We start from the raw sequence: 24,721 nt of genomic DNA on the forward strand, positions 1-24,721 counted from the left end.
ACTTCAAAAGCAAAAGCAGCTCTTGAAGTGACTAAGAAGTTGACTGGACGTGAGTTGAAAGCTGATGAATTTGAGTTCACTTTGACAGACCAAGACGGTAATGTGAAAGAAACCGTGAAGAATGACAAAGACGGAAACGTTAAGTTCTCAGAATTGGAATTCGACAAAGCAGGCACTTATACTTATAAGATTGCTGAAAAAGCGGGTACAGCTACAGGTATCCAGTACGATACGAAAACCATCACAGCTACAGTAACTGTAGCGGACAATGGTAAAGGTGTCCTTGAAGCAACCGTTGCTTATGACGGTGAAAAAGTATTCGAGAATACTTACACACCAGTAGGGGCTACAAGTGTAACTCTTGGAGCTAAGAAAGTTCTTGAAGGTAAAGACCTTGAAGCAGGTAAATACAGCTTTGTTCTGAAAGAAGGCGACAAAGAGCTTGAAACAGTGACAAACGCTGCTGATGGAACGGTGACCTTCTCACCAATCTCATATGATGAGAGCCAAGTGGGAACTCACAAGTACACTATCTCAGAAGTTGTTGGCTCTGAAGCAGGAATCACTTACGATAAGACAGTTCAAGAAGTTGAAGTAACGGTTGAAAAAGTAAGTGCAACTGAATTGAAAGCAACGGCTTCAAAAGAAGCAAAAGATCTTGTATTTACAAACAAATACACTCCGGCGAAAACTTCAGTTTCTGTGAAGAAAGCATGGAAGGACGAGAACAACCAAGATGGTAAACGCCCAGCTTCTGTCACAGTTAAATTGCTTGCAGATGGTCAAGATACTGGTAAAACACTTGAACTCAATGCCGCAAACGGTTGGACTGGAAGCTTCACAGACCTTGATGCTGATAAGGGTGGCACACCTATCCAGTACACAGTAGTAGAAGTAACTGTTCCTGGTTACACTTCTAAGGTTGCTGGTGACGCTGCATCAGGATTCACTATCACAAATAGCTATTCTCCAGAAACAGTTGACATCACAGCTACTAAGAACTGGGATGACGCGAATAACCAAGACGGCAAACGTCCAACTAAGATTACAATCAATCTTTTAGCAGACGGTCAGAAAGTCGCATCGAAAGAAGTCCAAGCAGCCGCAGACGGAACTTGGACTGCTACATTCGAAAAATTAGCAAAATATAAAGCTGGTAAAGAAATCAAATACACTGTAACAGAAGAAGCCGTAGCAGAATACGAATCAACTATTACAGACTTTACCATCACAAACAAATATGCGCCAAAAGAAATCGACTACAAGGTAACAAAAGTATGGAACGATGCGAACAACCAAGACGGCAAACGTCCTAAGTCCGTAACAGTTCAACTTTTCAAATCTGTAGGTGGATCTAAACCAGTAGCTGTTGAAGGTAAGAAATTGACCTTGACAGCTAAGGATAAGACGGACGCTAACACTTGGGTAGCATCCTTCACAAATCTTCCACAATACGAAGCTGGTAAAGAAATCACTTACTCAATCAAGGAAGTGGATGTGCCAGCTGGCTATGAAGCCTCTGTAACTGGTCAAGTAGTGACAAACACCCACAATCCAGATACAGTTATCCTTTCAGGAACTAAGGTGTGGAAAGATAACAACAACCAAGACGGCAAACGTACAACATCTGTGAAAGTTCAAATTCTTAAAAACGATAAAGAAGTCGCTCAAGAAATTGAAGTATCAGAAGCAACTGGTTGGAAGTTCGAATCAAAAGCACTTCCTAAGTATGAAAATGGTAAATTAATCGAGTACAAAGTCAAAGAAGTGGTTGTCAAAGGATATACTTCAACAATCACCACAGAAAAAGAAGGTAAGTACACCATTACCAATGAATATACACCAGAAAAAATTGCTGTAAGTGGACAAAAGACTTGGATTGACAATAACGACCAAGATCGTATCCGTCCAGCATCTATCACAGTGAAGCTACTTGCGAATGGTAAAGAAACTGGCCAAGAAGTTACAGCTACAGCGGAAACAGGCTGGAAGTATGAATTTACTAATCTGGACCGTTACCAAAATGGTAAGCCAATCGAGTACACAGTCAAAGAAGTTGGTGTTCCTACAGGTTACACAGCTACTGAAACTGGTATGAATGTGACCAACACCCACATACCAGAGAAAACATCTGTAAAAGGTAAGAAGATCTGGAAAGGTGATGAAAACCATACAGATGCTCGTCCACCATTTATCACAGTAAAACTTCTTATTGATGGTAAAGAGACTGATAAAGTAGCCACAGCTTCAGAAGCAACTGGTTGGACTTATGAGTTCACAGGGCTTGATCGTTACAAAGACGGTCAAGCAATCGAATACTCTGTAGTAGAAGTTCCAGTTAAAGGTTACACATCTAAAGTAGAAGACTTCAATATCACAAATACATACACTCCAGAAAAACCAACACCAGGTGAACCAAATGAACCAGGAAAACCAGGACAAAAACCTCAACTTCCTAATACTGGTGAAAAAGTATCTAACGCAGCAGTAGTTGCAGGACTTGCTTTGATGGCAGTGACTGGTGGATTGTACTTTGTAAGCCGTAAAAATAAATAATCTAGCGTGAGAAAGATAGTTTTCATTTATTTTTCTTAGGTTTAATCTGTGATAAAAAGGCCAGAGGATTCCTCTGGTCTTTTTTAGATATAGGAGTAAAAGAAAGACCCAGCATTTAATACTGGGTTGGTAATTATTTTACCATCATCAATTCGACAATCATTGCTATGTAGATGATTAAGGTAAGGAGAAAACCGGCTCTCCAGAAAAATTTGATGAATTTAGGGTAATAAAAACTTCGTTTTTTGACAAGGAAAAAGACTACTAGGAGGATGGCTAGGAGAGAAAGAGCAACACCAAGTCGCGGTAGAAAGTTGTGGGTAAAGGCTTTAGCAGTAATCAGATAGTACTCGAATACCAAAAGTGGAAAAGCGAGATCCGCGAAATTAAACCCTATTTTTTTAAGTCCGAACAGTTTGGTGACAATAAAGCAAACCACCAAGGTTAATATCAATAATAAAATAGATGCTATTTTCATTAAAATCATACCCATATTGTATCATAAAAAAACGCTAAAGGAAATGAGAAACAAGGGAATTTGTTTGAAAGTCAGGCTTTTGAGATTGTGGGTGTTTTTTGTTATAATGAAAGTTATGAAATCTTATAATACCTTGAATGATTATTATCGAAAACTTTTTGGAGAGAAGACTTTCAAAGTTCCTATCGATGCGGGATTTGACTGTCCAAATCGGGATGGAACTGTAGCCCATGGTGGTTGTACTTTTTGTACGGTTTCAGGTTCTGGAGATGCCATCGTGGCACCGGATGCCCCTATTCGTGAGCAATTTTATAAGGAAATTGACTTTATGCACCGCAAATGGCCAGATGTTCAGAAGTACTTGGTTTATTTTCAAAATTTTACCAACACCCATGAAAAGGTGGAAGTGATTCGGGAGCGATATGAGCAGGCTATCAACGAGCCAGGTGTAGTAGGGATCAATATCGGAACACGGCCAGACTGTTTACCCGATGAAACCATCGAATATTTGGCTGAGTTGTCGGAGCGTATGCATGTGACTGTAGAATTGGGCTTGCAGACTACTTTTGAAGCAACCTCTGACCTGATTAACCGTGCCCATTCTTATGAATTGTATGTGGAAACGGTCAAACGCTTGAGGAAATATCCTAAGATTGAGATTGTTTCCCATTTGATTAACGGTTTGCCCGGTGAGACTCATGAGATGATGGTCGAAAATGTCCGTCGCTGTGTTACGGATAATGATATTCAAGGAATTAAACTGCACTTGCTTCACCTCATGACCAATACACGGATGCAGCGAGATTACCACGAAGGACGCTTGCAACTGATGAGTCAGGATGAGTATGTCAAGGTCATTTGTGACCAACTAGAAATCATTCCCAAGCATATCGTCATCCATCGAATTACAGGAGATGCACCTAGAGATATGCTGATTGGTCCCATGTGGAGCCTCAATAAATGGGAAGTGCTAAATGCTATTGAAACTGAGATGCGCCGCCGCGGAAGTGTGCAAGGATGCAAGGCTGTAAAACAGGAGTTTAAAAATGAAAAGACCACTTGAGATGGCACATGATTTTTTGGCGGAAGTTGTGACAAAAGAGGATATCGTAGTGGATGCGACCATGGGCAATGGCCATGATACCCTTTTTCTAGCCAAGTTAGCCAAGCAAGTCTATGCCTTTGATATTCAGGAGCAGGCTTTGGAGAAGACGCAAGAGCGTTTGGATCAGGCTGGAATGAAAAATGCCCAGTTAATCTTGAAAGGTCATGAGACACTAGACCAGTTTGTGACAGAAGCTAAGGCAGGGATTTTTAATCTTGGTTATTTACCTTCTGCTGACAAATCCGTCATCACCCAACCTCAGACTACTATAGAAGCCTTAGAAAAGCTGTGTCACTTGCTTGTCAAAGGGGGACGGATTGCAATCATGATTTACTATGGTCATGAAGGAGGAGACGCCGAGAGGGATGCTGTATTGGATTTTGTTAGCCAGTTGAACCAACAAGAGTATACAGCTGCCATTTATCGGACTCTCAACCAAGTTAATAATCCACCGTTTTTAGTTATGATTGAAAAATTAGAAAGGTATAGACATGGATAAACAATACCTTCGTGAGAAGCTTGAGGCAATGCGCCAAAATTTTGTCGAGTCAACGCATCACGAGCGAGCAGTCGGGGTGCTCGACGAAGCACATATGAGCAAGAAAATGCTTAAAATCAAGAAAAAATTAGTGGCTCTTGAAATGGAACGATGCCAGAAAAAAATTGAGCACAAAGACTGTTCTAAGATTGATCAGAAAATCCAAGAGCAAAAGGAGATTTTTGAATCTTGTTGTAAAAAAGATTAAGGAGGAATTGTGTGGAATTACTCATTTACTTGATTCTATTTTTATTTGTCTTAATCATTTCAACCACGACCAATAAACTTCTCCCTTTTCTGCCCCTTCCTCTTGTACAAATCCTTTTGGGGATTGGGATAGGTTTATTTGTTCCCGATGCGGACTTTCATCTCAATACAGAGCTGTTTCTAGCCATGGTTATTGGTCCCTTACTTTTCCGAGAGGCAGAAGAAGCGGATATTACATCCATTTTGAAGCACTGGCGGATTGTTGTCTTTCTGATTTTTCCTGTGATTTTTATCTCGACCTTAAGCTTAGGAGGCATGGCTCACTTCCTTTGGATGACTCTTCCTTTAGCTGCCTGTTTAGCAGTTGGAGCGGCACTTGGGCCAACAGATTTGGTTGCCTTTGCATCTCTTTCTGAACGTTTTCGTTTTCCTAAACGGGTTTCTAATATTCTAAAAGGGGAAGGGCTCTTAAATGACGCTTCTGGGTTGGTTGCCTTTCAGATGGCCCTTGCTGCTTGGACAACAGGAACTTTTTCTTTCAGCCAAGCTGGGACTTCCCTAGCACTTTCCATCCTTGGTGGTTTTGTAGTCGGTTTTGTGACGGCTATGGTCAATCGTTTCTTGCATAGCTTTTTACTGAGTGTGCGAGCGATAGATATAGCCAGTGAACTATTGCTAGAGCTAAGCTTGCCACTCATGACCTTTTTTATCGCAGAAGAGTTTCATGTTTCAGGGATTATCGCAGTAGTGGTTGCAGGTATTTTGAAGGCCAGTCGCTTTAAGAAAATTACGCTCCTTGAGGCTCAGGTAGACACCGTGACGGAGACCGTCTGGCATACTGTGACCTTTATGCTAAATGGCTCAGTCTTTGTTCTCTTGGGAATGGAATTAGAGTTGATAGCGGAGCCAATTTTGTCTAATTCTCTCTACAATCCCCTTCTTTTACTGATTTCAGTTGTCGTTCTGACCTTCTTGCTTTTTGCGATCCGCTTTGTCATGATTGCTGGTTTTTACTTTGTGAGGACGCGTCGACTTAAGAAAAAAATTCATAAGTACATGAAAGATATGCTTCTTTTGACCTTCTCTGGTGTCAAAGGGACAGTATCTATCGCGACCATTCTCCTCATACCAAGTCATTTGGAGCAGGAATATCCTTTATTGCTCTTCCTTGTAGCAGGCGTTACACTGCTGAGCTTTTTAACGGGTTTACTAGTCCTCCCTCACTTATCTGAAGAACAAGAGGAAAGCAAGGACCATTTGATGCATATAGCGATTCTGAATGATGTAGCTGCAGAATTAGAAAAAGAGCTGGACCATCACAAGAACAAACTTCCTCTTTATGCAGCTATTGATAATTACCATGGTCGGATTGAAAACCTCATCCTTAGTCAGGAAAATAAAAGAGTCCAAGAGGACTGGGAGTCTCTCAAGCTTCTTATCTTGAGTATTGAGAGTGACGGTTTGGAGCAAGCCTACGAAGAAAATAGAATCAGCGAGCGTGGCTATCGAGTTTACCAGCGTTACCTAAAAAACATGGAGCAGAGTATCAATCGGAATTTCGCTTCTAGAGTGACTTATTACTTCCTAGTTTCTTTACGGATACTGCGCTTTCTACTCCATGAAATGTTTACCTTTGGCAAAACTTTCCGTAGTTGGATGAATGAAGAATCTCGTAAACTATTAGCAGTTGACTATGATCAGATTTCAGAGTTGTATTTGGAAAATACAGAGTTGATTATCGAGAGTTTGGAAAACCTCAAAGGGGTTTACAAGAGTTCTCTGATTAGCTTTATGCAAGAGTCTCGTCTACGCGAGACGGCCATTATTGGAAGTGGTGCCTTTGTTGAGCGGGTTATCAATCGCATCAAGCCAAACAATATCGATGAAATGCTACGAGGCTACTATCTCGAACGTAAGGCAATCTTTGAATACGAAGAGGCTAAACTGATAACAGCCAAGTATGCTAAAAAACTACGCCAAAATGTGAATAATTTAGAGAATTATTCTCTGAAAGAGGCCGCAAATACCTTGCCTTATGATATGGTAGATTTAATCAGAAGAACTTAGATGATGAAGAAAATGACGGAGGATGGAACATGAAAAAGTGGTGGAAAGAGCTGATGGACAGGCCCTTATTGAAAGCTTTTTTGCATTATTATCAAGCATCTGATAGCGAGTTGACCAGTGTTGCGGTTGCCTACTATTGGTTGATTTCAATCTTTCCTTTGCTAATGATAATGGTCAATATTTTGCCTTATTTTCAGATTCCGGTCTCAAATTTCTTACTGACGATCAAGGAATTCTTGCCTGATACGGTGTATGATGTGGTCGCTAAGATTGTCCGAGAAGTTCTGACTCAACCATCGACTGGTTTGCTGAGTTTTGCCGTTTTATCTGCACTCTGGACCTTTTCAAAATCAATGGATTTCCTCCAAAAAGCTTTTAACAAAGCCTATGGGGTGACCAAAAGTCGAGGGATTATCTCCCATCAGTTGATGAGTTTGCTTGTTAGCCTCGGCTTGCAGATTCTTTTTGCCCTAGCCTTGTTTTTGAGTATGTTTGGTCGTATGTTGCTCAACCTCCTCAAAACTTACTGGCAATCAGACAGTCCGCTATTTTCTTACCTGCAAGATTTTACAGGTCCTCTGGTCTATGCCTTGATCTTTGCCATTCTAGTCATGATTTACTATTTCCTTCCAAAAGTAAAAACACCACGAATCCGCTATGTTTTACCAGGAAGTATCTTTGTCTTGCTAACTCTTATCGGTTTATTGAATATCTTTTCTGTTTATTTTAATAACTATGTCAATCACCTAGTGGATGTCCGATTTTTCAGTTCCATCATCGTGGTAGTCATGATGTTCTGGTTTATTCTCATTGCAAAGATTTTGATTATCGGAGCAGTTATCAATGCCAGTGTTCAGAGCTTGAAAGATCAAAAGTTTAGTATGGAATGATTAGAAAAATCCCTATTAGGTTTCCTAATAGGGATTTTCTTAATAGATAAACATGGCATCACCGAAACTGAAGAAACGGTAGCGTTCTTGAATAGCGTGCTGGTATGCATCTAAGACTAATTCACGGCCGGCAAAGGCAGAAACCAACATGACCAGAGTTGATTTTGGCAGATGGAAGTTGGTTGAAAAGGCGTCCACAACCTTCCATTCGTAACCAGGTTTGATAAAGATATTGGTCCAGCCAGAATCAGCCTGGATTTGCCCGTCAAACTTGGAACCAATAGTCTCTAACGTGCGGATAGAGGTGGTTCCGACAGCGATGACGCGTCCACCATTTTCCTTAACAGAGCGAAGAGTGGCTGCTGCTTCCTCAGAAAGTTGGTAGAATTCGGAGTGCATTTCGTGTTCGTCCAGATTGTCCACAGAAACAGGTCTAAAAGTTCCTAAACCAACGTGGAGAGTCAAATAAACCAAATGGACACCCTTGGATTGGATTTCTGCTAGCAGTTCTTTGGTGAAGTGGAGGCCAGCAGTCGGTGCTGCAGCAGAGCCACTTTCCTTAGCGTAGACGGTTTGATAACGTTCACGGTCATCCAGTTTTTCATGGATGTAGGGTGGTAGTGGCATTTCACCTAGACTTTCCAAGACTTCTAGAAAAATTCCTTGGTATTCGAAGCGGACAATGCGGCCTCCGTGGGTCAATTCTTCCGTAACGACAGCGCTGAGACGACCATCGCCAAAATTGACACGAGTGCCAACCTTGAGGCGTTTGGCAGGTTTAGCCAGAACTTCCCACTCATCACCACTAGTATTTTTGAGTAGGAGAAGTTCCACATGGCCTCCTGTCTCTTCTTTTTGGCCATAGAGGCGGGCAGGAAGAACGCGGGTGTCATTCATAACGAGTGCATCTCCAGGTTCCAGCATATCGATAATGGAGTGGAAGTGTTTATCCTGCATTTCTCCCGTCTCGCGATTAACGATAAGGAGTTTGGAGGCATCTCGTTTTTCAAGGGGCGTTTGGGCAATCAATTCCTCAGGCAAGTGGAAATCAAAATCAGCAGTATTCATTTTTTCATCATTCTTTCTAAGTTCTAATCTTATCCATTATAACATGTTTCAAGTTTGGGCGCTCTTTTTTTAGAAATTAAATCGTTTTCACTTGACAAAAATTGGTCTATACCATATAATAAATATAGATTAAAACGGAGGATGAAAAGATGAAAGTTATAAAAGTTGAAAATCAAGTCGAAGGTGGAAAAGTAGCTTTTGAGATTTTGAAGGAAAAATTGGCCAATGGTGCTCAAACATTAGGACTTGCAACAGGAAGCAGCCCGCTTGAGTTTTACAAGGAAATCGTTGAGAGTGACCTTGATTTTTCAAATCTAACCAGTGTAAACCTTGATGAGTATGTGGGGCTTGACGGAGACAATCCTCAGTCTTACCGTCATTTTATGCAAGAACACTTATTCAACCAAAAACCATTTAAAGAAAGCTTCTTACCTCGTGGGATTAAGGACAATGCTGAAGCTGAAGTTGAACGCTACAATCAAATTTTGGCTGACCATCCTGTTGATTTACAAATCTTGGGAATTGGTCGCAATGGACATATCGGATTTAATGAGCCAGGAACTGCCTTTGATAGCCAGACACACCTTGTAGACCTAGACCAGTCTACTATCGAAGCCAATGCTCGCTTCTTTGACAAGATTGAAGACGTTCCAACTCAAGCCATTTCAATGGGAATTAAAAACATCTTGGATGCCAAGTCAATTATTCTCTTTGCTTACGGTGAGTCGAAAGCAGAAGCCATTGCTGGCACAGTATCAGGACCAGTGACTGAGAATCTCCCAGCAAGTAGCCTACAAAACCACCCTGATGTGACTATTATTGCGGATGCTGAAGCGCTCAGCTTGCTTGAAAAGTAAAATGACAAGAACCACTTACTCTTTGGAGTGAGTGGCTTTTTACTTCAATTGTTCACTATCCTGCTAAAGTGGTATAATATAGCTATACGGGGAGGCTCGAATTTTGATTTATATAATCGGTTTTATTTGTTTTTTACTTTTAATGTTTCTGTTTAGTCGCTTAATTCAGCAATCAAAGAATCCTTCGGGCTTTCTAGGAAAACGAATGATGAAATTATGGAATCGAGCCTATCTCCCCATGTTTGTATGGGCAATTCGTCATCTGGATAGGACATTTTACCCTGTAATCTTAGATGTAGGAGTTGGGAATGGTCGTTCAACCATCCTGCTGAAAGAAAATTTTCCGCAAAGTACCATCACTGGAATCGATATTTCAGATACTGCAATAGCTCAAGCCAAACAGATAGAGATGACTAATCTAAATTTTGAACGAAGAGATGTTAGGGAGACAGGTTTTTCTGATGAAAGTGTTGATTTAATCACAGCTTTTCAAACTCATTTTCATTGGCAGGATTTAGAGGCTTCTTTTATGGAACTTCGAAGAATACTCAAATCAGACGGGATGCTCTTACTGGCTTGTGAATATAACAAGTTGTCTTACTTTTTACCAGAGGTTCAAAGCGAAGAAGCATTTAGACGATTCTTGTTATCGGTAGGATTTGAGCTCGTAACTAGTCAAAGAAAGGGATCATGGATCCTTTATAAAATTGTTAAACATTAATGGAGGTACAATCATGAAACAATTATTTTTATGTTCATACTTTGCTGGTGTCAAAAAGCTTTTTAGCGATTATGCAAAGGAAAAGAATCTAGAAAATAAGGTTTTATTTATTCCTACCGCTGGGAACAAAGAGGACTATACTGCCTATATCGATGAGGCACAGCAAACATTCAGGGATTTAGGATTTGAGATAGAGGTTCTAGATATTGCTTCTTGTGATCGAGAAACTGCTCAGGCAAAGATTTTCCAAAGCAAGATTCTTTATATCTCAGGCGGGAATACCTTTTATTTATTGCAAGAATTAAAGAAAAAGCAACTCCTATCTCTCATCAAAGAGCAAATAAGAGATGGGTTGGTCTATGTGGGAGAATCAGCAGGGGCTATCATTACAGCCAAGGATATTGACTACAATAAACTCATGGACGACAAGACGGTAGCGACAGAGTTATCTGATACAGCGGGATTAGATGAAGTGGATTTTTATGTCCTTCCACATTATGGTGAGGAACCTTTTACTGATAGTAGCAAAAAGACCTTTGAAACCTATAAAAAGCAGCTTGAATTGCGACCACTTCATAACAGCCAAGCAATTATCGTTAACGATGAGCAAATAGATATCTTGACAATAGAATAAAAGTGTGGTTGGAAGAACATTGATATTTTATCACTAAAACGATTAGGGGTTGATAACTCACTTAGCGGGAATCTGCCATGGATAGATTAATCTTATGAATTCAAGAAGGGAAAAGTTATGAAAATAAAAACGTTAGATAAAATAGGTGGGGTTGTTTTCTTGTTTCTAACGATTGCGATCATTGTCGTTTTTTTATCAGATACGAGCTTCTTTGAGTGGGCATTTACTAGACACCAGAATACTCTGAGTTGGTATATTCGCCCTCTCTTTATTATTCCAATTGTAATGGGAGCTTATAAAAAATCCTATAGCCTGATTTTCTTTTCTATATTTTGCCTATTTACTAGCATGTTCTGGTTTCCAAAGCCGGAAATAGTTGATGTAAAAGTAATTGAGTTTTTGAATTTTGAGAAGACTTATTTTACGAGCGGATGGAGTATTGAAAAAGTTATTATTCTGGCGACGATTCTAGCATTTTTTACGGCGATTATATCCTTAACGTGGAGTAGACGTTGGTATGGATTATTAGCAACGGTAGTGATCGGAGCGTTTCTGAAGGTTGCCCATAGTCTTTTATTTAGCGGAGGAAGTGGCATATCGATTGTGAAACCAGCTGTTTTGGGATTGATTCTCTGCATCTTAGTGATTTATTTCATCTTCAAAAGAAGAAAGTAAAAATAATAAAAGTTTATGGTTGCTTTTCTCTTGACAATTATTCACTTTGTGTGTAAAATGGAATAGATCTTGAACTTGAAGGGAGTGAAAAAAATGTCTAAAACAGTAGTACGTAAGAATGAATCTCTTGACGATGCACTTCGTCGTTTCAAACGTGCGGTTACTAAAGCTGGTACTCTTCAAGAAACACGCAAACGTGAATTCTATGAAAAACCTTCTGTAAAACGTAAACGTAAATCAGAAGCAGCTCGTAAACGTAAAAAATTCTAATTTGAAATGAAAGGCTAGACTTGTCTAGTCTTTTTTCTTTCCAAATAAATACTGTAAATCCTGCAAAAAAAGGAAACTTCCTACCACAATTTGATATAATAGTAGGGAGAACTCGATTGAAGGAGGAAATTATGTCGGTTTTAGTAAAAGAAGTCATTGAAAAGCTCAGATTAGACATTGTTTACGGTGAAGGCGATTTACTTGAAAAAGAAATCAATACTGCGGACATTTCTCGACCAGGTCTGGAAATGACGGGCTATTTTGATTACTATACTCCGGAGCGGCTTCAACTGTTGGGAATGAAGGAATGGTCTTATTTAGTCTCCATGTCTTCTCACAACCGTTATAAGGTGTTGACCAAGATGTTTCAACCAGAAACACCAGTGGTTATTGTTGCGCGTGGTTTAGTAGTTCCAGAAGAAATGTTGAAAGCTGCCAGGGAATGTAAGATTGCGATTTTAACCAGTCGAACAGCTACTAGTCGCCTATCAGGAGAATTATCTAGCTATTTGGATTCTCGTTTGGCAGAACGGACCAGTGTTCATGGTGTCTTGATGGATATTTATGGCATGGGTGTCTTGATCCAAGGGGATAGCGGTATCGGTAAGAGTGAAACTGGTCTGGAACTTGTGAAACGTGGACACCGTTTGGTGGCAGATGATCGTGTAGATATTTTTGCAAAAGACGAAATGACCCTTTGGGGAGAGCCAGCTGAAATTTTGAGGCATTTACTTGAGATTCGTGGAGTGGGGATTATTGATGTGATGAGTCTCTACGGAGCAAGTGCAGTTAAGGATTCTTCACAAGTTCAACTAGCAGTTTATTTGGAAAATTATGATACGCATAAGACCTTCGATCGCTTAGGAAATAATGCTGAAGAAATCGAGATTTCTGGTGTAGCCATTCCACGTATCCGCATCCCAGTAAAAACAGGACGCAATATTTCTGTTGTCATTGAGGCGGCTGCCATGAACTACCGTGCTAAGGAAATGGGCTTTGATGCGACACGTTTATTTGAAGAACGCTTGACAAGTCTGATCGCTCAAAATGAGGTGAAAAATGATTAATCCAGTCGCATTTGAAATCGGTCCTTTTTCTATTCGTTGGTATGCTTTGTGTATTGTGGCTGGTTTGGTTTTGGCAGTCTACCTTGCCATGAAGGAAGCTCCTAAAAAGAAAATCCTGTCAGATGATATTTTGGATTTCATTCTGATTGCTTTTCCAGTTGCGATTTTAGGTGCTAGACTATACTACGTACTCTTTCGCTTAGATTATTACCTGCAAAATCCAGGTGAAATCATTGCCATCTGGAATGGTGGTTTGGCCATTTATGGAGGTTTGATAGCGGGCGCTATTGTCCTTTATATCTTTGCAGATAGAAAGCTGATTAATACTTGGGATTTCTTAGATATTGCAGCACCGAGCGTCATGGTTGCCCAGAGTTTAGGACGCTGGGGGAACTTCTTTAACCAAGAAGCCTACGGTGCAGCAGTAGATAGTCTGGATTATTTGCCAGGCTTTATCCGTGACCAGATGTACATTGATGGCAGCTACCGTCAGCCGACCTTCTTATATGAGTCGGTTTGGAATCTGATCGGATTTGCTTTGATTCTGATTTTTAGACGAAAATTAAAGGGAATCAGACGTGGTCATATTACGGCATTCTACTTGATTTGGTATGGCTTTGGTCGTATGATTATCGAAGGCATGCGGACGGATAGTCTCATGTTCTTTGGTCTGCGAGTTTCCCAGTGGTTATCAGTTGTTCTTATCGGACTCGGTATTTTTATCATACTTTATCAAAATCGAAAGAAAGCCCCTTTCTATCATACTGAGGAGGAAAAATAAATGTTAGAAGTTGCATATATACTTGTTGCGATTGCTTTGATTGTCTGTTTAGTCTATTTGACAATCACGATTCAAAAAGCAGGTCGTATGATTGATGAGACAGAGAAGACCATCAAAACATTGAGCTCAGATGTGGACGTTACCTTGCATCAGACTAATGAATTGTTGGCTAAGGTTAATGTGTTAGCAGACGATATTAACGACAAAGTTGCGACTATTGATCCACTCTTTACGGCGGTGGCGGACTTGTCTGAGTCAGTATCTGACCTCAACCAACATGCACGTGTCTTAGGCAAAAAAGCTTCATCTGCTGGTTCAAAGACCATTAAAACAGGTGCAGGCTTGTCCGCTCTTCGTGTCGCAAGTAAATTTTTCAAAAAATAAAAAAGGAGAAATCTTATGGGAAAACTATCCTCTATCCTTTTAGGTACGGTTTCAGGCGCGGCTCTTGCTTTGTTTTTGACAAGTGACAAGGGTAAGCAAGTTTGTAGTCAAGCTCAGGATTTTCTAGATGATTTGAGAGAAGATCCAGAATATGCTAGAGAGCAGGTTTGTGAAAAACTAACAGAAGTGAAGGAACAGGCAACTGACTTTGTGCTGAAAACAAAGGAACAAGTAGAATTTGGTGAAATTACTTTTGATAGTGTCCTTGACCAAGCTAAAAACTGTGCTCGACAAGCGACAGAAGCGTCAAAGGAAACCTTTAACAATCTCAAGGAGCAATGGCAAGAACAGTCAGCAACTCCAGACGTCGCTGAAAGCCAAGAAGAAATTATCATTGATATTACTGAAATATAATGCATCACCATCTCTGGTTTTTGGAGATGGTGATTTTTATCTGCAAGCCTGTCTTTGTGGTATAATAAGTACTATGCAGAAAAAACCAACGTCCGCCTATGTGCATATTCCCTTTTGCACACAGATTTGTTATTATTGTGACTTTTCAAAGGTCTTTATCAAGAATCAACCAGTAGATAGTTACCTGGAGCATTTGCTAGAGGAGTTTCGTTTTTATGATATCCAAAAGTTACGAACTCTCTACATTGGAGGTGGGACGCCAACGGCTTTGTCCGCTTCGCAATTAGAGGTGCTTCTGGATGGTTTGACTAAAAATCTAGACTTGTCTGTCTTGGAAGAGTTGACCATTGAAGCCAATCCAGGCGACTTGGACGCGGATAAGATTGCGGTTTTGAAACAGTCGCCAGTCAATCGTGTTTCCTTGGGTGTGCAGACTTTTGATGACAAAATGCTGAAAAAGATTGGGCGTAGTCATTTGGAGAAGGATATTTATGAAAATATCGACCGCCTGAAACTGGCTGGTTTTGACAATATCTCCATCGATCTAATCTATGCTCTTCCAGGTCAAACTATGGTTCAGGTCAAGGACAATGTAGCTAAGGCTATCTCGCTTGATATTCCTCATATGAGTCTTTATAGCTTGATTTTGGAGAATCATACGGTCTTTATGAACCGCATGCGACGTGGGAAATTGCCCCTGCCTAAGGAAGAGTTAGAAGCTGAGATGTTTGAGTACATCATCGCAGAGCTGGAGCGAGCTGGTTTTGAGCATTATGAGATTTCCAATTTCTCAAAGCCTGGTTTTGAAAGTCGCCACAATCTCATGTACTGGGACAATGCTGAATATTATGGTATCGGTGCGGGTGCGTCAGGTTATGTGGATGGAGTTCGTTATAAAAACCACGGTCCTATCCGCCACTATCTCAATGCGGTAGAGGCAGGAAATGCTCGCATTACAGAAGAACACCTGAATCAAAGGGAGCAGATGGAAGAAGAAATGTTCCTGGGACTCCGCAAGAAATCCGGGGTTTCCATGACACGATTTGAGGAAAAATTCGGACGGTCCTTTGATGGACTTTATGGCGAAATCATCAGAGACTTGGTTCAACAAGGTCTTATGCAGATCGACGGTGATCGTGTCCGAATGACAAAGAGGGGTCTCTTCTTGGGAGACACTGTAGCAGAACGATTTATTTTGGAGTAGAACAATGGGCTTAACTTATCAAATGAAAATGAAAATTCCTTTTGATATGGCGGACATGAACGGTCATATCAAACTTCCAGATGTGATTTTGCTGTCCTTGCAAGTATCAGGTATGCAGTCAATTGAGCTGGGAGTTAGCGACAGAGATATGTTAGAACGTTACAATCTGGTCTGGATTATTACAGACTATGCGATTGACGTGGTGCGCTTGCCTTGCTTTGCTGAAGAGATTACGATTGAAACAGAAGCATTGACTTACAATCGTCTTTTTTGCTACCGCCGTTTCACTATCTATGATGAAGCAGGTCAAGAAATCATTCGCATGGTAGCAACCTTTGTTCTTATGGACAGAGATAGTCGTAAAGTTCATGCTGTTGAACCGGAGATTGTTGCTCCTTATCAGTCTGAGTTTGATAAAAAACTCATCCGTGGGCCAAAGTATGCAAATCTAGAAGATCCGATCAGCAAAGACTACCATGTTCGTTTTTACGACTTGGATATGAATGGTCATGTCAATAATAGCAAATACCTGGATTGGATTTTTGAGGTCATGGGAGCAGACTTTTTGACCAAGTATATTCCAAAGAAAATCAATCTCAAATATGTAAAAGAAGTGCGACCAGGTGGCATGATTGCTTCAACTTATGAACTCAAGGGACTAGAAAGCAAGCATGAGATTATCAGTGATAGCGAGATTAATGCCCAAGCTATGATTACTTGGCAAGAAATTGAAGCGAATTAGAAAGGACGATATGACTTATAAAGGTTATTTAATTGATTTAGACGGGACTATCTACAAGGGGAAAGACCGGATTCCGGAAGGTGAGGCTTTTGTGCATGAGTTGCAAAAGCGAGAAATTCCCTATCTCTTTGTAACCAATAATACAACTCGTACTCCTGAGAGCGTTCAAGAGATGTTGGCTCAGAATTTTAACATTAATACCCCTCTATCAACTGTCTATACAGCAACTCTGGCAACCATCGACTATATGAATGACTTGGGACTGGAAAAGACAGTCTATGTCATTGGTGAAGCAGGACTCAAGGATGCCATTCAGGCGGCTGGTTATGTCGAAGACAAGGAAAATCCAGCCTATGTGGTCGTTGGACTGGACTGGCAAGTCGACTATGAAAAATTTGCGACAGCAACTCTAGCCATTCAAAAGGGTGCTCACTTTATCGGAACCAACCCTGACCTCAATATCCCGACGGAACGTGGTCTTTTGCCAGGAGCTGGTTCACTGGTAACACTTCTTGAAGTAGCAACACGGGTCAAACCAGTTTATATCGGAAAACCAAATGCTATCATCATGGACAAGGCGGTTGAGCACTTAGGTTTGAAAAGAGAAGAATTGCTCATGGTGGGGGACAACTACCTGACAGACATCCGAGCAGGGATTGACAACGGCATTCCAACGCTCTTGGTGACGACAGGTTTTACCAAAGCAGAAGAAGTGGCGGACTTGCCAATCGCACCAACTCATGTAGTTTCTAGCCTTGCGGAGTGGAATTTCGATGAAAACTAAACTGACCTTTTGGGGAAGTATGCTCTTTTTCCTCTCCCTTTCTATCCTACTGACCATTTATCTGGCATGGATTTTCTATCCTTTGGAAATTCAGTGGCTGAACTTAGCGGATCGAGTCTATCTAAAGCCAGAAACAATTCTGTATAACATTCATATCTTGATGAATTACCTGACCAATCCCTTTAGTCAGGTCTTAGAGATGCCAGATTTTCGTTCATCAGCTGCAGGTCTACACCACTTTGCGGTGGTGAAGAATCTCTTTCACCTAGTTCAGCTAGTTGCCCTAGTGACACTTCCAAGTTTCTATTTCTTTGTTAGAAAGATTGTAAAAAAAGGCTTTTTGCCCCTATATCGTAAAAGTATCCTAGCTCTAGTACTATTGCCTCTAGTCATTGGCCTTGTAGGAGTGTTGATTGGGTTTGAGCAATTCTTTACTCTTTTCCATCAGATTCTCTTTGTGGGAGATGATACCTGGCTTTTTGATCCAGCAAAGGATCCCGTTATTTGGATTTTGCCAGAGACTTTCTTTCTCCATGCCTTTTTACTTTTCTTTGCTTTGTATGAAGGAATGTTTGGTTTCCTTCTTGCTAAAGCTTCAAGGAAATAGTGGAAAAAGTTCTGTATTTTTAATAAAAAACGAGAGAAGTTGCTCTACTCCCTATTTATTGTTAGGTTATCCTAAAGATAAACTTGCAAAGCAGGAGATTTTTGCAGAAAACAGTCTATTTTCTATGAAAAAATAGGCTTTTTTTCTAAAAATACCTAGTCAAGCGCTTTATTTTTTTGTATAATAGAAATAGCAAGTATAGATAAAAGAAGAGATAAGCATGATTACACTATTTTTATCACCGAGTTGTACATCATGTCGTAAGGCAAAGGCTTGGTTAGAGACGCATAAAGTGCCCTTTCAAGAGCATAATATTATGACTAGTCCTTTAACAAGAAAAGAATTACAACATATTCTTTCCTTGACCGAAAATGGTACTGATGACATCATTTCAACTCGTTCAAAAATTTTTCAAAAATTGGATATTGATGTAGAGAGTATCTCGGTATCGGAGTTGCTTCAGTTGATTGAGCAATATCCTAGTCTTTTGCGTCGTCCAATTATTATAGATACCAAACGCATGCAGATCGGTTTTAATGAAGATGAGATTCGTGCTTTTCTCCCTCGTAGTTACCGTAAACAAGAACTAAAAGAAGCAACATTGAGAGCTGGTATTGGATAGATGAACAAACAGTATAGTTACCCACTAGATTTGTCGTGGAGCACTGAAGAACTTGCTTCAGTGCTTTCTTTTTTTAATGATGTTGAAGCTGCTTATGAAGATAAGGTAGAAGCAAAAAAACTGCTAGATTCCTATAAGAAATTTAAGTCTGTGGTTCCAAGCAAAAGTGAAGAAAAGCGCCTAGGTCGCGAATTTGAGACGGTTAGCGGTTATTCCTTCTATCATGCGGTTCAATTAGCAAAAGAAAAAAGAGAAGGGAAGATTTCTCTTGGAAACTAAATTTGAATTTGCCAAACAGATTGTGCAGGAAGCTGCTGACTATATTTTGGCTCACATGAAAGAAGATTTGCAGGTTGAGTGCAAGTCTTCACCTACTGACTTGGTGACACGTTTGGACAAGGAGGTCCAGGAACTCTTGGTTGATCGGATCAAGTCCTCCTATCCTGAGGACTTGATTTGCGCGGAAGAGGGCTGTTTGCGTGCTGCGGTCGATCAAGGTTCTGTTTGGGTGATTGATCCCATTGACGGTACCAATAACTTTGTCGCTCAGCAGGAAGATTTTGCCGTGATGTTGGCTTATTTTGAGAATGGTGTGGGCAAATTTGGCATCATCTATGATGTTATGAAAGGTGATTGTTACCATGGTGGTGGTGCCTTTCCTCCTTATCGCAATAATGAGCCCTTACCGCCTTTTAAAAAGAAGCTCCTCAGAGAATTCCTGGTTGCTGGTAACTCAGGTATGTTTGAAAGCAATGAGTGGGGCCTGGCGGATTTGGGGCGAGCAGCGTTGGGAGTCCGTGTCTACGGCAGTGCGGCCATTAGTTTTGCCAAGGTTTTATCGGGTCGTCTTCTGACTTATATTACCTACTTACAGCCATGGGATTACGCTGCGGCCAGTATCTTAGGGGAAAGTCTGGGTTATCGTCTTCTTACAGTATCAGGTGAGCCCGCTGATTTTAAAACGCGTCAGCCTGTCATGATGGTGCCAATCGAGATGCAAGAAGTGATTCAGTCTTATATCTACGAAAGGAAAGAGAACTAAATGCAATTTCCAAAAGGATTTGTTGAAAAATATGAAGCGATACTAGAAGATGAGGCAAGAGATTTTCTTGCCTCTTTTAAACAAGAAGCAGTTTCGGCTTTTCGGGTCAATCCCTTAAAAGAAAGTCAGTTATCGTTTGCGGATGCTATTCCCAATACACCTTGGGGGTATTATGGTAAGGTTTCTGGAAAGTCACCAGAGCATGCGACCGGTCTTGTTTATTCGCAAGAGCCTGCAGCCCAAATGGTGGCCCAGGTAGCTCAACCCCTTCCCGGTATGAAGGTCTTGGACTTGGCGGCAGCACCAGGTGGAAAATCCACTCAACTAGCAGCTTATCTGGCTAATCAAGGAGTCCTTGTTTCCAACGAAATTTCAAGTAAGCGTGCTAAAATTTTAGTGGAAAATATGGAGCGATTTGGAGCGACAAATGTTGTTGTAACCAATGAATCTGCTGACCGCTTGGCCAAGGTTTTTAAAGGTTACTTTGATGTGATTGTCCTTGATGCACCTTGCTCGGGTGAAGGGATGTTTCGTAAGCAGCCCGATGCCATGGATTATTGGAGTACCGATTATCCTAGCCAATGTGCTAGTCTTCAAAGAGAAATTTTAGAAGATGCAGTGACCATGCTTGCTGAAGGTGGTCGTTTGGTCTATTCTACCTGTACTTGGGCACCTGAGGAAAATGAAGAAATCGTCCACTGGTTACTTGATACTTATGAATTTGAATTGCTTCCAGTCGAGCATGTGAACGGTACGGTGGCAGGAATTGATCTTCCTGAAACGGCTCGGATGTACCCTCATCATTTCAAGGGAGAAGGTCAGTTTGTTGCCCACCTGCACTTTAAGGGAGAAAATCCAGCACCTAAATTCAAAGCTAGCAAGAGCAATCTCAGTCGTGAACAACTGGCCTTGTGGCATGATTTTGCCCAAAAACACTTGCAGGTCAATCTAACTGGTATCTTGCAGACTTTTGGAGATCAACTTTATCTCTTGCCAGAGATGCTACCTGATCTAGGGAAACTCAAAATTGCCCGAAATGGACTTCATCTGGGGACGTTTAAGAAGAAACGTTTTGAACCAAGCTTTGCTCTCGGTTTGGCCTTGAAACCAAGCCAAGTAAAACAAAGTGTCGAAATCAATGATGAGGACTTTGTAAAATATGTGGCTGGTGAGACCGTTCAATTGTCTGAAGCTCGACCAAATGGCTGGTACCAAGTTGTGGTTCAAGGAAACGGACTAGGCTTTGCCAAGGTAACGGGAAATGTTTTGAAAAATTATTACCCAAAAGGACTCAGATTCAGGTGAAAAAGCTAGTCAAAGAGCCTATTCTATGTTATAGTGGAAGTATGAGTTTTTTCTGATAGTCTTTCATTATTACTTATATTATACGATGGAATTTTCCGCTCCTAAGAATGTCTAGATAAAATAAAGCGGGACAATCATTGATGATAATTGGATGATCAGGACAAACGGAAGAAATCAGAACATTCATCATTATGTTCAAGGAGAAAAACAGTGAAAAAAAGAAAAAAGCTCGTCATGTCTCTTGCAGCTCTTTTGATGGCAGGTTCTCTAGCAGGATGTGCTAGCTGGATTGATCGTGGAGAATCCATGACAGCTGTTGGTTCAACAGCTCTTCAACCTCTTGTCGAAGCAGCAGCAGATGAATTCGGTTCTAGAAACATCGGAAAAACAGTCAATGTTCAAGGCGGTGGATCGGGTACAGGCCTATCCCAAGTCCAGTCTGGAGCAGTTGACATCGGGAACTCTGACGTCTTTGCAGAGGAAAAAGAAGGGATCAATGCTTCGGCTCTAGTAGACCACAAGGTTGCAGTGGCTGGTCTTGCAGTGATTGTAAACAAGGAAGTGGATGTTGAAAATCTCACAACCGAGCAACTTCGCAAGATCTTTACAGGTGAAGTGACCAACTGGAAAGAAGTTGGGGGCAAAGACCTAGCCATTTCAATCATCAACCGAGCAGCAAGTTCTGGTTCACGAGCGACGTTTGATACGGTCGTTATGAATGGCCAATCGGCAATGCAGAGTCAAGAACAGGATTCTAACGGGATGGTCAAGTCCATTGTATCCCAAACCCCTGGAGCCATTTCTTATCTAGCCTTTGCCTATGTAGATGATTCCGTGAAAAGCATGAAACTGAATGGGTATGAACCTACGTCTGAAAATGTAACGACCAACAACTGGCCTTTGTGGTCTTATGAACATATGTACACACTTGGTCAGCCAAATGAGTTAGCTGCTGAATTCCTGAACTTCGTCCTCTCAGATGAAGCCCAAAATGGGATTGTTAAGGGAATGGGCTATATCTCTATCAATGAAATGAAAGTCCAAAAGGATGCTTCAGGTACCGTTACAGCAGTAGAAGGAGGTCAATAATGAATCAAGAAGAATTATCTAAAAAATTACTCTCTCCTTCAAAGAACTCTCGCCTTGAGAAGTTTGGTAAAGGTTTGACCTTCACTTGCCTTTCTTTGATTGTCATCATTGTGGCGATGATTTTGATTTTTGTAGCCCAAAAAGGCTTATCGACCTTCTTTGTCAATGGGGTCAACATCTTTGATTTCCTCTTTGGACAAACTTGGAATCCTTCTGGGAAACAATTTGGTGCCCTTCCGATGATTTTGGGTTCCTTTATTGTGACGATTTTATCAGCCCTCATCGCAACACCCTTTGCTATCGGAGCTGCAGTCTTTATGACAGAAGTATCACCAAAGGGGGCAAAGATTTTGCAACCGGCTATTGAACTCCTCGTCGGGATTCCTTCAGTCGTCTATGGATTTATCGGTTTGCAAGTCGTGGTGCCTTTTGTTCGTAGCATCTTTGGTGGAACTGGTTTTGGGATCTTGTCAGGGATTTTCGTTCTCTTTGTCATGATCCTACCAACTGTAACCTTTATGACAACAGACAGTTTGCGTGCTGTTCCTCGTCATTACCGTGAAGCCAGTTTGGCTATGGGAGCCACTCGCTGGCAAACCATCTGGCGTGTGACCTTGAAAGCAGCACGTTCAGGTATTTTCACTGCAGTGGTCTTTGGGATGGCGCGTGCCTTCGGTGAAGCCCTTGCCATTCAGATGGTGGTCGGGAACTCAGCAGTTATCCCAACTTCGTTAACAACACCAGCTGCGACCTTGACATCTGTTTTGACAATGGGAATCGGAAATACCGTTATGGGAACGGTTGATAATAACGTTCTCTGGTCACTGGCCTTGGTCTTGCTCTTGATGAGTTTGGCCTTTAACAGTGTGATTAAATTGATTACGAAAGAAAGAGGAAAGAAAAACTATGCACGCTAAGAAATTAGATAAACTTGCAACAGCTGTCCTCTATACCATCGCGGGTATCATCGTTGCCATCTTGGCATCCTTGATTCTCTATATCTTGGTGAGAGGGTTACCGCATATCTCTTGGTCTTTCTTGACTGGGAAATCCTCCTCTTATCAAGCAGGTGGGGGTATCGGGATTCAGCTCTATAATTCCTTCTTCCTTTTGGTCATTACCTTGATCATTTCTGTTCCTCTGTCTATTGGAGCTGGCGTTTTCCTCGCTGAGTATGCCAAAAAAGGACCTGTGACCAATTTTATTCGTACCTGTATTGAGATTTTGTCTTCTCTACCATCAGTCGTTGTGGGTCTCTTTGGTTACTTGATCTTTGTAGTCCAGTTTGAGTATGGATTTTCAATCATTTCAGGTGCCTTGGCCTTGACGGTCTTTAACCTTCCTCAGATGACTCGAAATGTTGAGGACAGTTTAAAACACGTTCACCATACGCAACGCGAGGCTGGTCTGGCCCTTGGAATTTCTCGTTGGGAGACTGTGGTCCATGTCGTCATTCCAGAAGCCCTTCCAGGTATCGTAACGGGTGTTGTCTTGGCATCTGGTCGTATCTTTGGTGAGGCCGCTGCTCTTATCTATACGGCAGGACAATCCGCTCCAGCCCTTGACTGGTCTAACTGGAATATCCTCAGTGTTACCAGTCCTATTTCAATCTTCCGTCAAGCAGAAACCTTGGCTGTCCACATCTGGAAAGTCAATAGCGAAGGAACCATTCCTGATGCTACCATTGTATCTGCTGGTTCTGCAGCTGTGCTCCTCATCTTTATCTTAATCTTTAACTTTGGAGCTCGCAAACTCGGAAGCTATTTACACAAGAAATTAACCGCTGCCTAAAGGAGAAGCCATGTCAAAATATAACTGGGATGAAAAGCATATCATCACCTTTCCTGAAGAAAAAGTGGCCCTCTCTACCAAGGATTTACATGTTTACTATGGTAAAAATGAATCCATCAAGGGCATCGATATGCAATTTGAAAAAAATAAAATTACAGCCTTGATTGGTCCTTCTGGATCAGGGAAATCTACCTATCTTCGCAGTCTCAATCGGATGAATGATACCATTGATATTGCCAAGGTCACAGGTCAAATCCTCTACCGAGGCATTGACGTCAACCGTCCAGAAATCAATGTCTATGAGATGCGCAAGCATATCGGAATGGTCTTCCAACGTCCAAATCCATTTGCCAAGTCTATTTACCGCAACATCACTTTTGCTCATGAACGTGCAGGTGTTAAGGACAAGAAAGTACTTGATGAAATTGTAGAAACCTCTCTAAGACAGGCTGCCCTTTGGGATCAGGTCAAAGACGACCTCCACAAATCAGCCTTGATGCTTTCTGGTGGGCAACAACAACGTCTCTGTATCGCTCGCGCCATCTCTGTCAAGCCAGATATCCTCTTGATGGATGAACCGGCGTCAGCCTTGGATCCGATTGCGACAGCCCAGCTGGAAGAAACCATGTTGGAATTGAAGAAGGACTTTACCATCATCATCGTTACCCACAGTATGCAACAGGCTGCGCGTGCAAGTGACTACACAGGATTTTTCTACTTGGGTGATTTGATTGAGTATGATAAGACATCCAATATTTTCCAAAATGCCAAGCTACAGTCTACCAATGACTATGTAACGGGACACTTTGGTTAGAAAGGAAGC

General features: G+C 41.3%; 29 protein-coding genes. 27 read left to right on the forward strand and 2 right to left on the reverse strand.

Annotation, left to right across the window (positions count from 1 at the left end):
- On the forward strand, positions 1 to 2,556 hold a 2,556-nt coding region (locus KZX55_RS00005; RefSeq protein WP_248022655.1), incomplete at its 5' end, for a Cna B-type domain-containing protein.
- A 133-nt stretch (positions 2,557 to 2,689) separates the two neighbouring features.
- Here the strand turns inward: KZX55_RS00005 and KZX55_RS00010 are convergent.
- Positions 2,690 to 3,049 (reverse strand): DUF3397 domain-containing protein, encoded by a 360-nt coding sequence (locus tag KZX55_RS00010; RefSeq protein ID WP_212576451.1) that lies wholly within the window; start codon positions 3,047 to 3,049, stop codon positions 2,690 to 2,692.
- A 91-nt stretch (positions 3,050 to 3,140) separates the two neighbouring features.
- On the opposite strand from KZX55_RS00010, the gene KZX55_RS00015 reads away from it, so the two are divergent.
- The 5 genes from KZX55_RS00015 to KZX55_RS00035 are packed head-to-tail and all read left to right on the forward strand — an operon-like array spanning position 3,141 to position 7,841.
- Entirely contained in the window at positions 3,141 to 4,097 is a 957-nt protein-coding gene (locus KZX55_RS00015; RefSeq protein ID WP_000867027.1) for a TIGR01212 family radical SAM protein, read from the forward strand.
- Positions 4,081 to 4,638, forward strand: a complete 558-nt coding sequence (locus tag KZX55_RS00020; protein WP_248022657.1) for a tRNA (mnm(5)s(2)U34)-methyltransferase — start codon at positions 4,081 to 4,083, stop codon at positions 4,636 to 4,638. The genes KZX55_RS00015 and KZX55_RS00020 overlap by 17 nt, the downstream gene beginning before the upstream one ends.
- Positions 4,631 to 4,885, forward strand: coding sequence for a hypothetical protein (locus KZX55_RS00025; RefSeq protein WP_000361094.1), 255 nt, complete (start codon positions 4,631 to 4,633; stop codon positions 4,883 to 4,885). Before KZX55_RS00020 ends, KZX55_RS00025 begins: the two co-directional genes overlap by 8 nt.
- Positions 4,886 to 4,896: 11 nt before the next feature.
- Positions 4,897 to 6,951, forward strand: coding sequence for a cation:proton antiporter (locus KZX55_RS00030; RefSeq protein WP_248022659.1), 2,055 nt, complete (start codon positions 4,897 to 4,899; stop codon positions 6,949 to 6,951).
- Positions 6,952 to 6,980: 29 nt separating this feature from the next.
- Entirely contained in the window at positions 6,981 to 7,841 is an 861-nt protein-coding gene (locus tag KZX55_RS00035; protein WP_248022660.1) for a YihY/virulence factor BrkB family protein, read from the forward strand.
- A 39-nt stretch (positions 7,842 to 7,880) separates the two neighbouring features.
- On the opposite strand, the gene queA is transcribed toward KZX55_RS00035, so the two are convergent.
- A complete protein-coding gene (queA, locus tag KZX55_RS00040) occupies positions 7,881 to 8,909 on the reverse strand; it encodes a tRNA preQ1(34) S-adenosylmethionine ribosyltransferase-isomerase QueA (RefSeq protein WP_248022661.1) in 1,029 nt (342 codons plus the stop codon).
- Between the two features lie 149 nt (positions 8,910 to 9,058).
- On the opposite strand from queA, the gene KZX55_RS00045 reads away from it, so the two are divergent.
- The 21 genes from KZX55_RS00045 (at position 9,059) to pstB (ending at position 24,712) form a co-directional block, all read left to right on the forward strand.
- On the forward strand, positions 9,059 to 9,766 hold the full coding sequence (locus KZX55_RS00045) for a glucosamine-6-phosphate deaminase (RefSeq protein WP_000864599.1): 708 nt from the start codon (positions 9,059 to 9,061) through the stop codon (positions 9,764 to 9,766).
- Between the two features lie 103 nt (positions 9,767 to 9,869).
- A complete protein-coding gene (locus KZX55_RS00050) occupies positions 9,870 to 10,487 on the forward strand; it encodes a class I SAM-dependent methyltransferase (RefSeq protein WP_025172558.1) in 618 nt (205 codons plus the stop codon).
- 13 nt (positions 10,488 to 10,500) lie between these two features.
- Positions 10,501 to 11,121, forward strand: a complete 621-nt coding sequence (locus KZX55_RS00055; protein WP_007520319.1) for a Type 1 glutamine amidotransferase-like domain-containing protein — start codon at positions 10,501 to 10,503, stop codon at positions 11,119 to 11,121.
- Positions 11,122 to 11,238: 117 nt separating this feature from the next.
- Complete coding sequence (locus tag KZX55_RS00060; RefSeq protein WP_248022662.1) at positions 11,239 to 11,796, forward strand: hypothetical protein; 558 nt, start codon at positions 11,239 to 11,241, stop codon at positions 11,794 to 11,796.
- A 93-nt stretch (positions 11,797 to 11,889) separates the two neighbouring features.
- Positions 11,890 to 12,066: a 30S ribosomal protein S21 gene (gene rpsU / locus KZX55_RS00065; protein WP_000048054.1), complete on the forward strand. Its 177-nt coding sequence runs from the start codon at positions 11,890 to 11,892 to the stop codon at positions 12,064 to 12,066.
- 131 nt (positions 12,067 to 12,197) lie between these two features.
- Positions 12,198 to 13,133 (forward strand): HPr(Ser) kinase/phosphatase, encoded by a 936-nt coding sequence (hprK, locus tag KZX55_RS00070; RefSeq protein WP_000115137.1) that lies wholly within the window; start codon positions 12,198 to 12,200, stop codon positions 13,131 to 13,133.
- Positions 13,126 to 13,914, forward strand: a complete 789-nt coding sequence (gene lgt, locus KZX55_RS00075) for a prolipoprotein diacylglyceryl transferase (protein ID WP_045617417.1) — start codon at positions 13,126 to 13,128, stop codon at positions 13,912 to 13,914. Before hprK ends, lgt begins: the two co-directional genes overlap by 8 nt.
- On the forward strand, positions 13,915 to 14,298 hold the full coding sequence (locus KZX55_RS00080) for a DUF948 domain-containing protein (RefSeq protein ID WP_000895025.1): 384 nt from the start codon (positions 13,915 to 13,917) through the stop codon (positions 14,296 to 14,298).
- A gap of 15 nt (positions 14,299 to 14,313) precedes the next feature.
- Complete coding sequence (locus tag KZX55_RS00085) at positions 14,314 to 14,712, forward strand: YtxH domain-containing protein (protein WP_061588299.1); 399 nt, start codon at positions 14,314 to 14,316, stop codon at positions 14,710 to 14,712.
- Positions 14,713 to 14,785: 73 nt separating this feature from the next.
- Positions 14,786 to 15,916: a radical SAM family heme chaperone HemW gene (gene hemW, locus KZX55_RS00090; RefSeq protein WP_061588298.1), complete on the forward strand. Its 1,131-nt coding sequence runs from the start codon at positions 14,786 to 14,788 to the stop codon at positions 15,914 to 15,916.
- Between the two features lie 4 nt (positions 15,917 to 15,920).
- Positions 15,921 to 16,658, forward strand: coding sequence for an acyl-[acyl-carrier-protein] thioesterase (locus KZX55_RS00095; protein WP_096421949.1), 738 nt, complete (start codon positions 15,921 to 15,923; stop codon positions 16,656 to 16,658).
- A gap of 10 nt (positions 16,659 to 16,668) precedes the next feature.
- A complete protein-coding gene (locus KZX55_RS00100) occupies positions 16,669 to 17,442 on the forward strand; it encodes a TIGR01457 family HAD-type hydrolase (RefSeq protein ID WP_248022663.1) in 774 nt (257 codons plus the stop codon).
- Positions 17,432 to 18,049 carry a TIGR01906 family membrane protein gene (locus KZX55_RS00105; protein ID WP_248022664.1) on the forward strand — a complete coding sequence of 206 codons (618 nt, stop codon included), beginning with the start codon at positions 17,432 to 17,434 and terminating at the stop codon, positions 18,047 to 18,049. Before KZX55_RS00100 ends, KZX55_RS00105 begins: the two co-directional genes overlap by 11 nt.
- A gap of 220 nt (positions 18,050 to 18,269) precedes the next feature.
- A complete protein-coding gene (locus KZX55_RS00110) occupies positions 18,270 to 18,671 on the forward strand; it encodes a Spx/MgsR family RNA polymerase-binding regulatory protein (RefSeq protein WP_000631261.1) in 402 nt (133 codons plus the stop codon).
- Positions 18,672 to 18,950: a UPF0223 family protein gene (locus KZX55_RS00115; RefSeq protein WP_248022665.1), complete on the forward strand. Its 279-nt coding sequence runs from the start codon at positions 18,672 to 18,674 to the stop codon at positions 18,948 to 18,950.
- Positions 18,940 to 19,713, forward strand: a complete 774-nt coding sequence (locus KZX55_RS00120) for an inositol monophosphatase family protein (RefSeq protein ID WP_248022667.1) — start codon at positions 18,940 to 18,942, stop codon at positions 19,711 to 19,713. Before KZX55_RS00115 ends, KZX55_RS00120 begins: the two co-directional genes overlap by 11 nt.
- On the forward strand, positions 19,714 to 21,018 hold the full coding sequence (locus KZX55_RS00125; RefSeq protein WP_248022669.1) for an RsmF rRNA methyltransferase first C-terminal domain-containing protein: 1,305 nt from the start codon (positions 19,714 to 19,716) through the stop codon (positions 21,016 to 21,018).
- Between the two features lie 210 nt (positions 21,019 to 21,228).
- Positions 21,229 to 22,107, forward strand: coding sequence for a phosphate ABC transporter substrate-binding protein PstS (locus KZX55_RS00130; protein WP_248022671.1), 879 nt, complete (start codon positions 21,229 to 21,231; stop codon positions 22,105 to 22,107).
- The gene (gene pstC / locus KZX55_RS00135) at positions 22,107 to 23,024 is read left to right on the forward strand and encodes a phosphate ABC transporter permease subunit PstC (protein WP_001070950.1); all 918 of its coding nucleotides are present in this window, start codon (positions 22,107 to 22,109) and stop codon (positions 23,022 to 23,024) included. The genes KZX55_RS00130 and pstC overlap by 1 nt, the downstream gene beginning before the upstream one ends.
- The gene (pstA, locus tag KZX55_RS00140; protein ID WP_248022673.1) at positions 23,014 to 23,898 is read left to right on the forward strand and encodes a phosphate ABC transporter permease PstA; all 885 of its coding nucleotides are present in this window, start codon (positions 23,014 to 23,016) and stop codon (positions 23,896 to 23,898) included. Before pstC ends, pstA begins: the two co-directional genes overlap by 11 nt.
- A 10-nt stretch (positions 23,899 to 23,908) precedes the next feature.
- Complete coding sequence (pstB, locus tag KZX55_RS00145; RefSeq protein ID WP_000049851.1) at positions 23,909 to 24,712, forward strand: phosphate ABC transporter ATP-binding protein PstB; 804 nt, start codon at positions 23,909 to 23,911, stop codon at positions 24,710 to 24,712.
- The last annotated feature ends 9 nt before the right edge of the window (positions 24,713 to 24,721 follow it).

The sequence above is a fragment of the Streptococcus halitosis genome (assembly GCF_023147855.1).
In the GTDB taxonomy this organism is placed as follows: Bacteria; Bacillota; Bacilli; order Lactobacillales; family Streptococcaceae; genus Streptococcus; species Streptococcus halitosis_B.

What these genes read in the sequence shown, in the direction of transcription:
- KZX55_RS00080 (WP_000895025.1), top strand. Translation starts at nt 13,915, where the DNA reads ATGTTAGAAGTTGCATATATACTTGTTGCGATTGCTTTGATTGTCTGT.
- KZX55_RS00025 (WP_000361094.1), top strand. Translation starts at nt 4,631, where the DNA reads ATGGATAAACAATACCTTCGTGAGAAGCTTGAGGCAATGCGCCAAAAT.
- KZX55_RS00115 (WP_248022665.1), top strand. Translation starts at nt 18,672, where the DNA reads ATGAACAAACAGTATAGTTACCCACTAGATTTGTCGTGGAGCACTGAA.
- KZX55_RS00085 (WP_061588299.1), top strand. Translation starts at nt 14,314, where the DNA reads ATGGGAAAACTATCCTCTATCCTTTTAGGTACGGTTTCAGGCGCGGCT.
- KZX55_RS00110 (WP_000631261.1), top strand. Translation starts at nt 18,270, where the DNA reads ATGATTACACTATTTTTATCACCGAGTTGTACATCATGTCGTAAGGCA.
- lgt (WP_045617417.1), top strand. Translation starts at nt 13,126, where the DNA reads ATGATTAATCCAGTCGCATTTGAAATCGGTCCTTTTTCTATTCGTTGG.
- hprK (WP_000115137.1), top strand. Translation starts at nt 12,198, where the DNA reads ATGTCGGTTTTAGTAAAAGAAGTCATTGAAAAGCTCAGATTAGACATT.
- pstB (WP_000049851.1), top strand. Translation starts at nt 23,909, where the DNA reads ATGTCAAAATATAACTGGGATGAAAAGCATATCATCACCTTTCCTGAA.
- KZX55_RS00055 (WP_007520319.1), top strand. Translation starts at nt 10,501, where the DNA reads ATGAAACAATTATTTTTATGTTCATACTTTGCTGGTGTCAAAAAGCTT.
- rpsU (WP_000048054.1), top strand. Translation starts at nt 11,890, where the DNA reads ATGTCTAAAACAGTAGTACGTAAGAATGAATCTCTTGACGATGCACTT.
- queA (WP_248022661.1), bottom strand. Translation starts at nt 8,909, where the DNA reads ATGAATACTGCTGATTTTGATTTCCACTTGCCTGAGGAATTGATTGCC.
- KZX55_RS00100 (WP_248022663.1), top strand. Translation starts at nt 16,669, where the DNA reads ATGACTTATAAAGGTTATTTAATTGATTTAGACGGGACTATCTACAAG.
- pstC (WP_001070950.1), top strand. Translation starts at nt 22,107, where the DNA reads ATGAATCAAGAAGAATTATCTAAAAAATTACTCTCTCCTTCAAAGAAC.
- pstA (WP_248022673.1), top strand. Translation starts at nt 23,014, where the DNA reads ATGCACGCTAAGAAATTAGATAAACTTGCAACAGCTGTCCTCTATACC.
- KZX55_RS00010 (WP_212576451.1), bottom strand. Translation starts at nt 3,049, where the DNA reads ATGGGTATGATTTTAATGAAAATAGCATCTATTTTATTATTGATATTA.
- KZX55_RS00015 (WP_000867027.1), top strand. Translation starts at nt 3,141, where the DNA reads ATGAAAGTTATGAAATCTTATAATACCTTGAATGATTATTATCGAAAA.
- KZX55_RS00020 (WP_248022657.1), top strand. Translation starts at nt 4,081, where the DNA reads ATGAAAAGACCACTTGAGATGGCACATGATTTTTTGGCGGAAGTTGTG.
- KZX55_RS00035 (WP_248022660.1), top strand. Translation starts at nt 6,981, where the DNA reads ATGAAAAAGTGGTGGAAAGAGCTGATGGACAGGCCCTTATTGAAAGCT.
- hemW (WP_061588298.1), top strand. Translation starts at nt 14,786, where the DNA reads ATGCAGAAAAAACCAACGTCCGCCTATGTGCATATTCCCTTTTGCACA.
- KZX55_RS00045 (WP_000864599.1), top strand. Translation starts at nt 9,059, where the DNA reads ATGAAAGTTATAAAAGTTGAAAATCAAGTCGAAGGTGGAAAAGTAGCT.
- KZX55_RS00125 (WP_248022669.1), top strand. Translation starts at nt 19,714, where the DNA reads ATGCAATTTCCAAAAGGATTTGTTGAAAAATATGAAGCGATACTAGAA.
- KZX55_RS00060 (WP_248022662.1), top strand. Translation starts at nt 11,239, where the DNA reads ATGAAAATAAAAACGTTAGATAAAATAGGTGGGGTTGTTTTCTTGTTT.
- KZX55_RS00095 (WP_096421949.1), top strand. Translation starts at nt 15,921, where the DNA reads ATGGGCTTAACTTATCAAATGAAAATGAAAATTCCTTTTGATATGGCG.
- KZX55_RS00105 (WP_248022664.1), top strand. Translation starts at nt 17,432, where the DNA reads ATGAAAACTAAACTGACCTTTTGGGGAAGTATGCTCTTTTTCCTCTCC.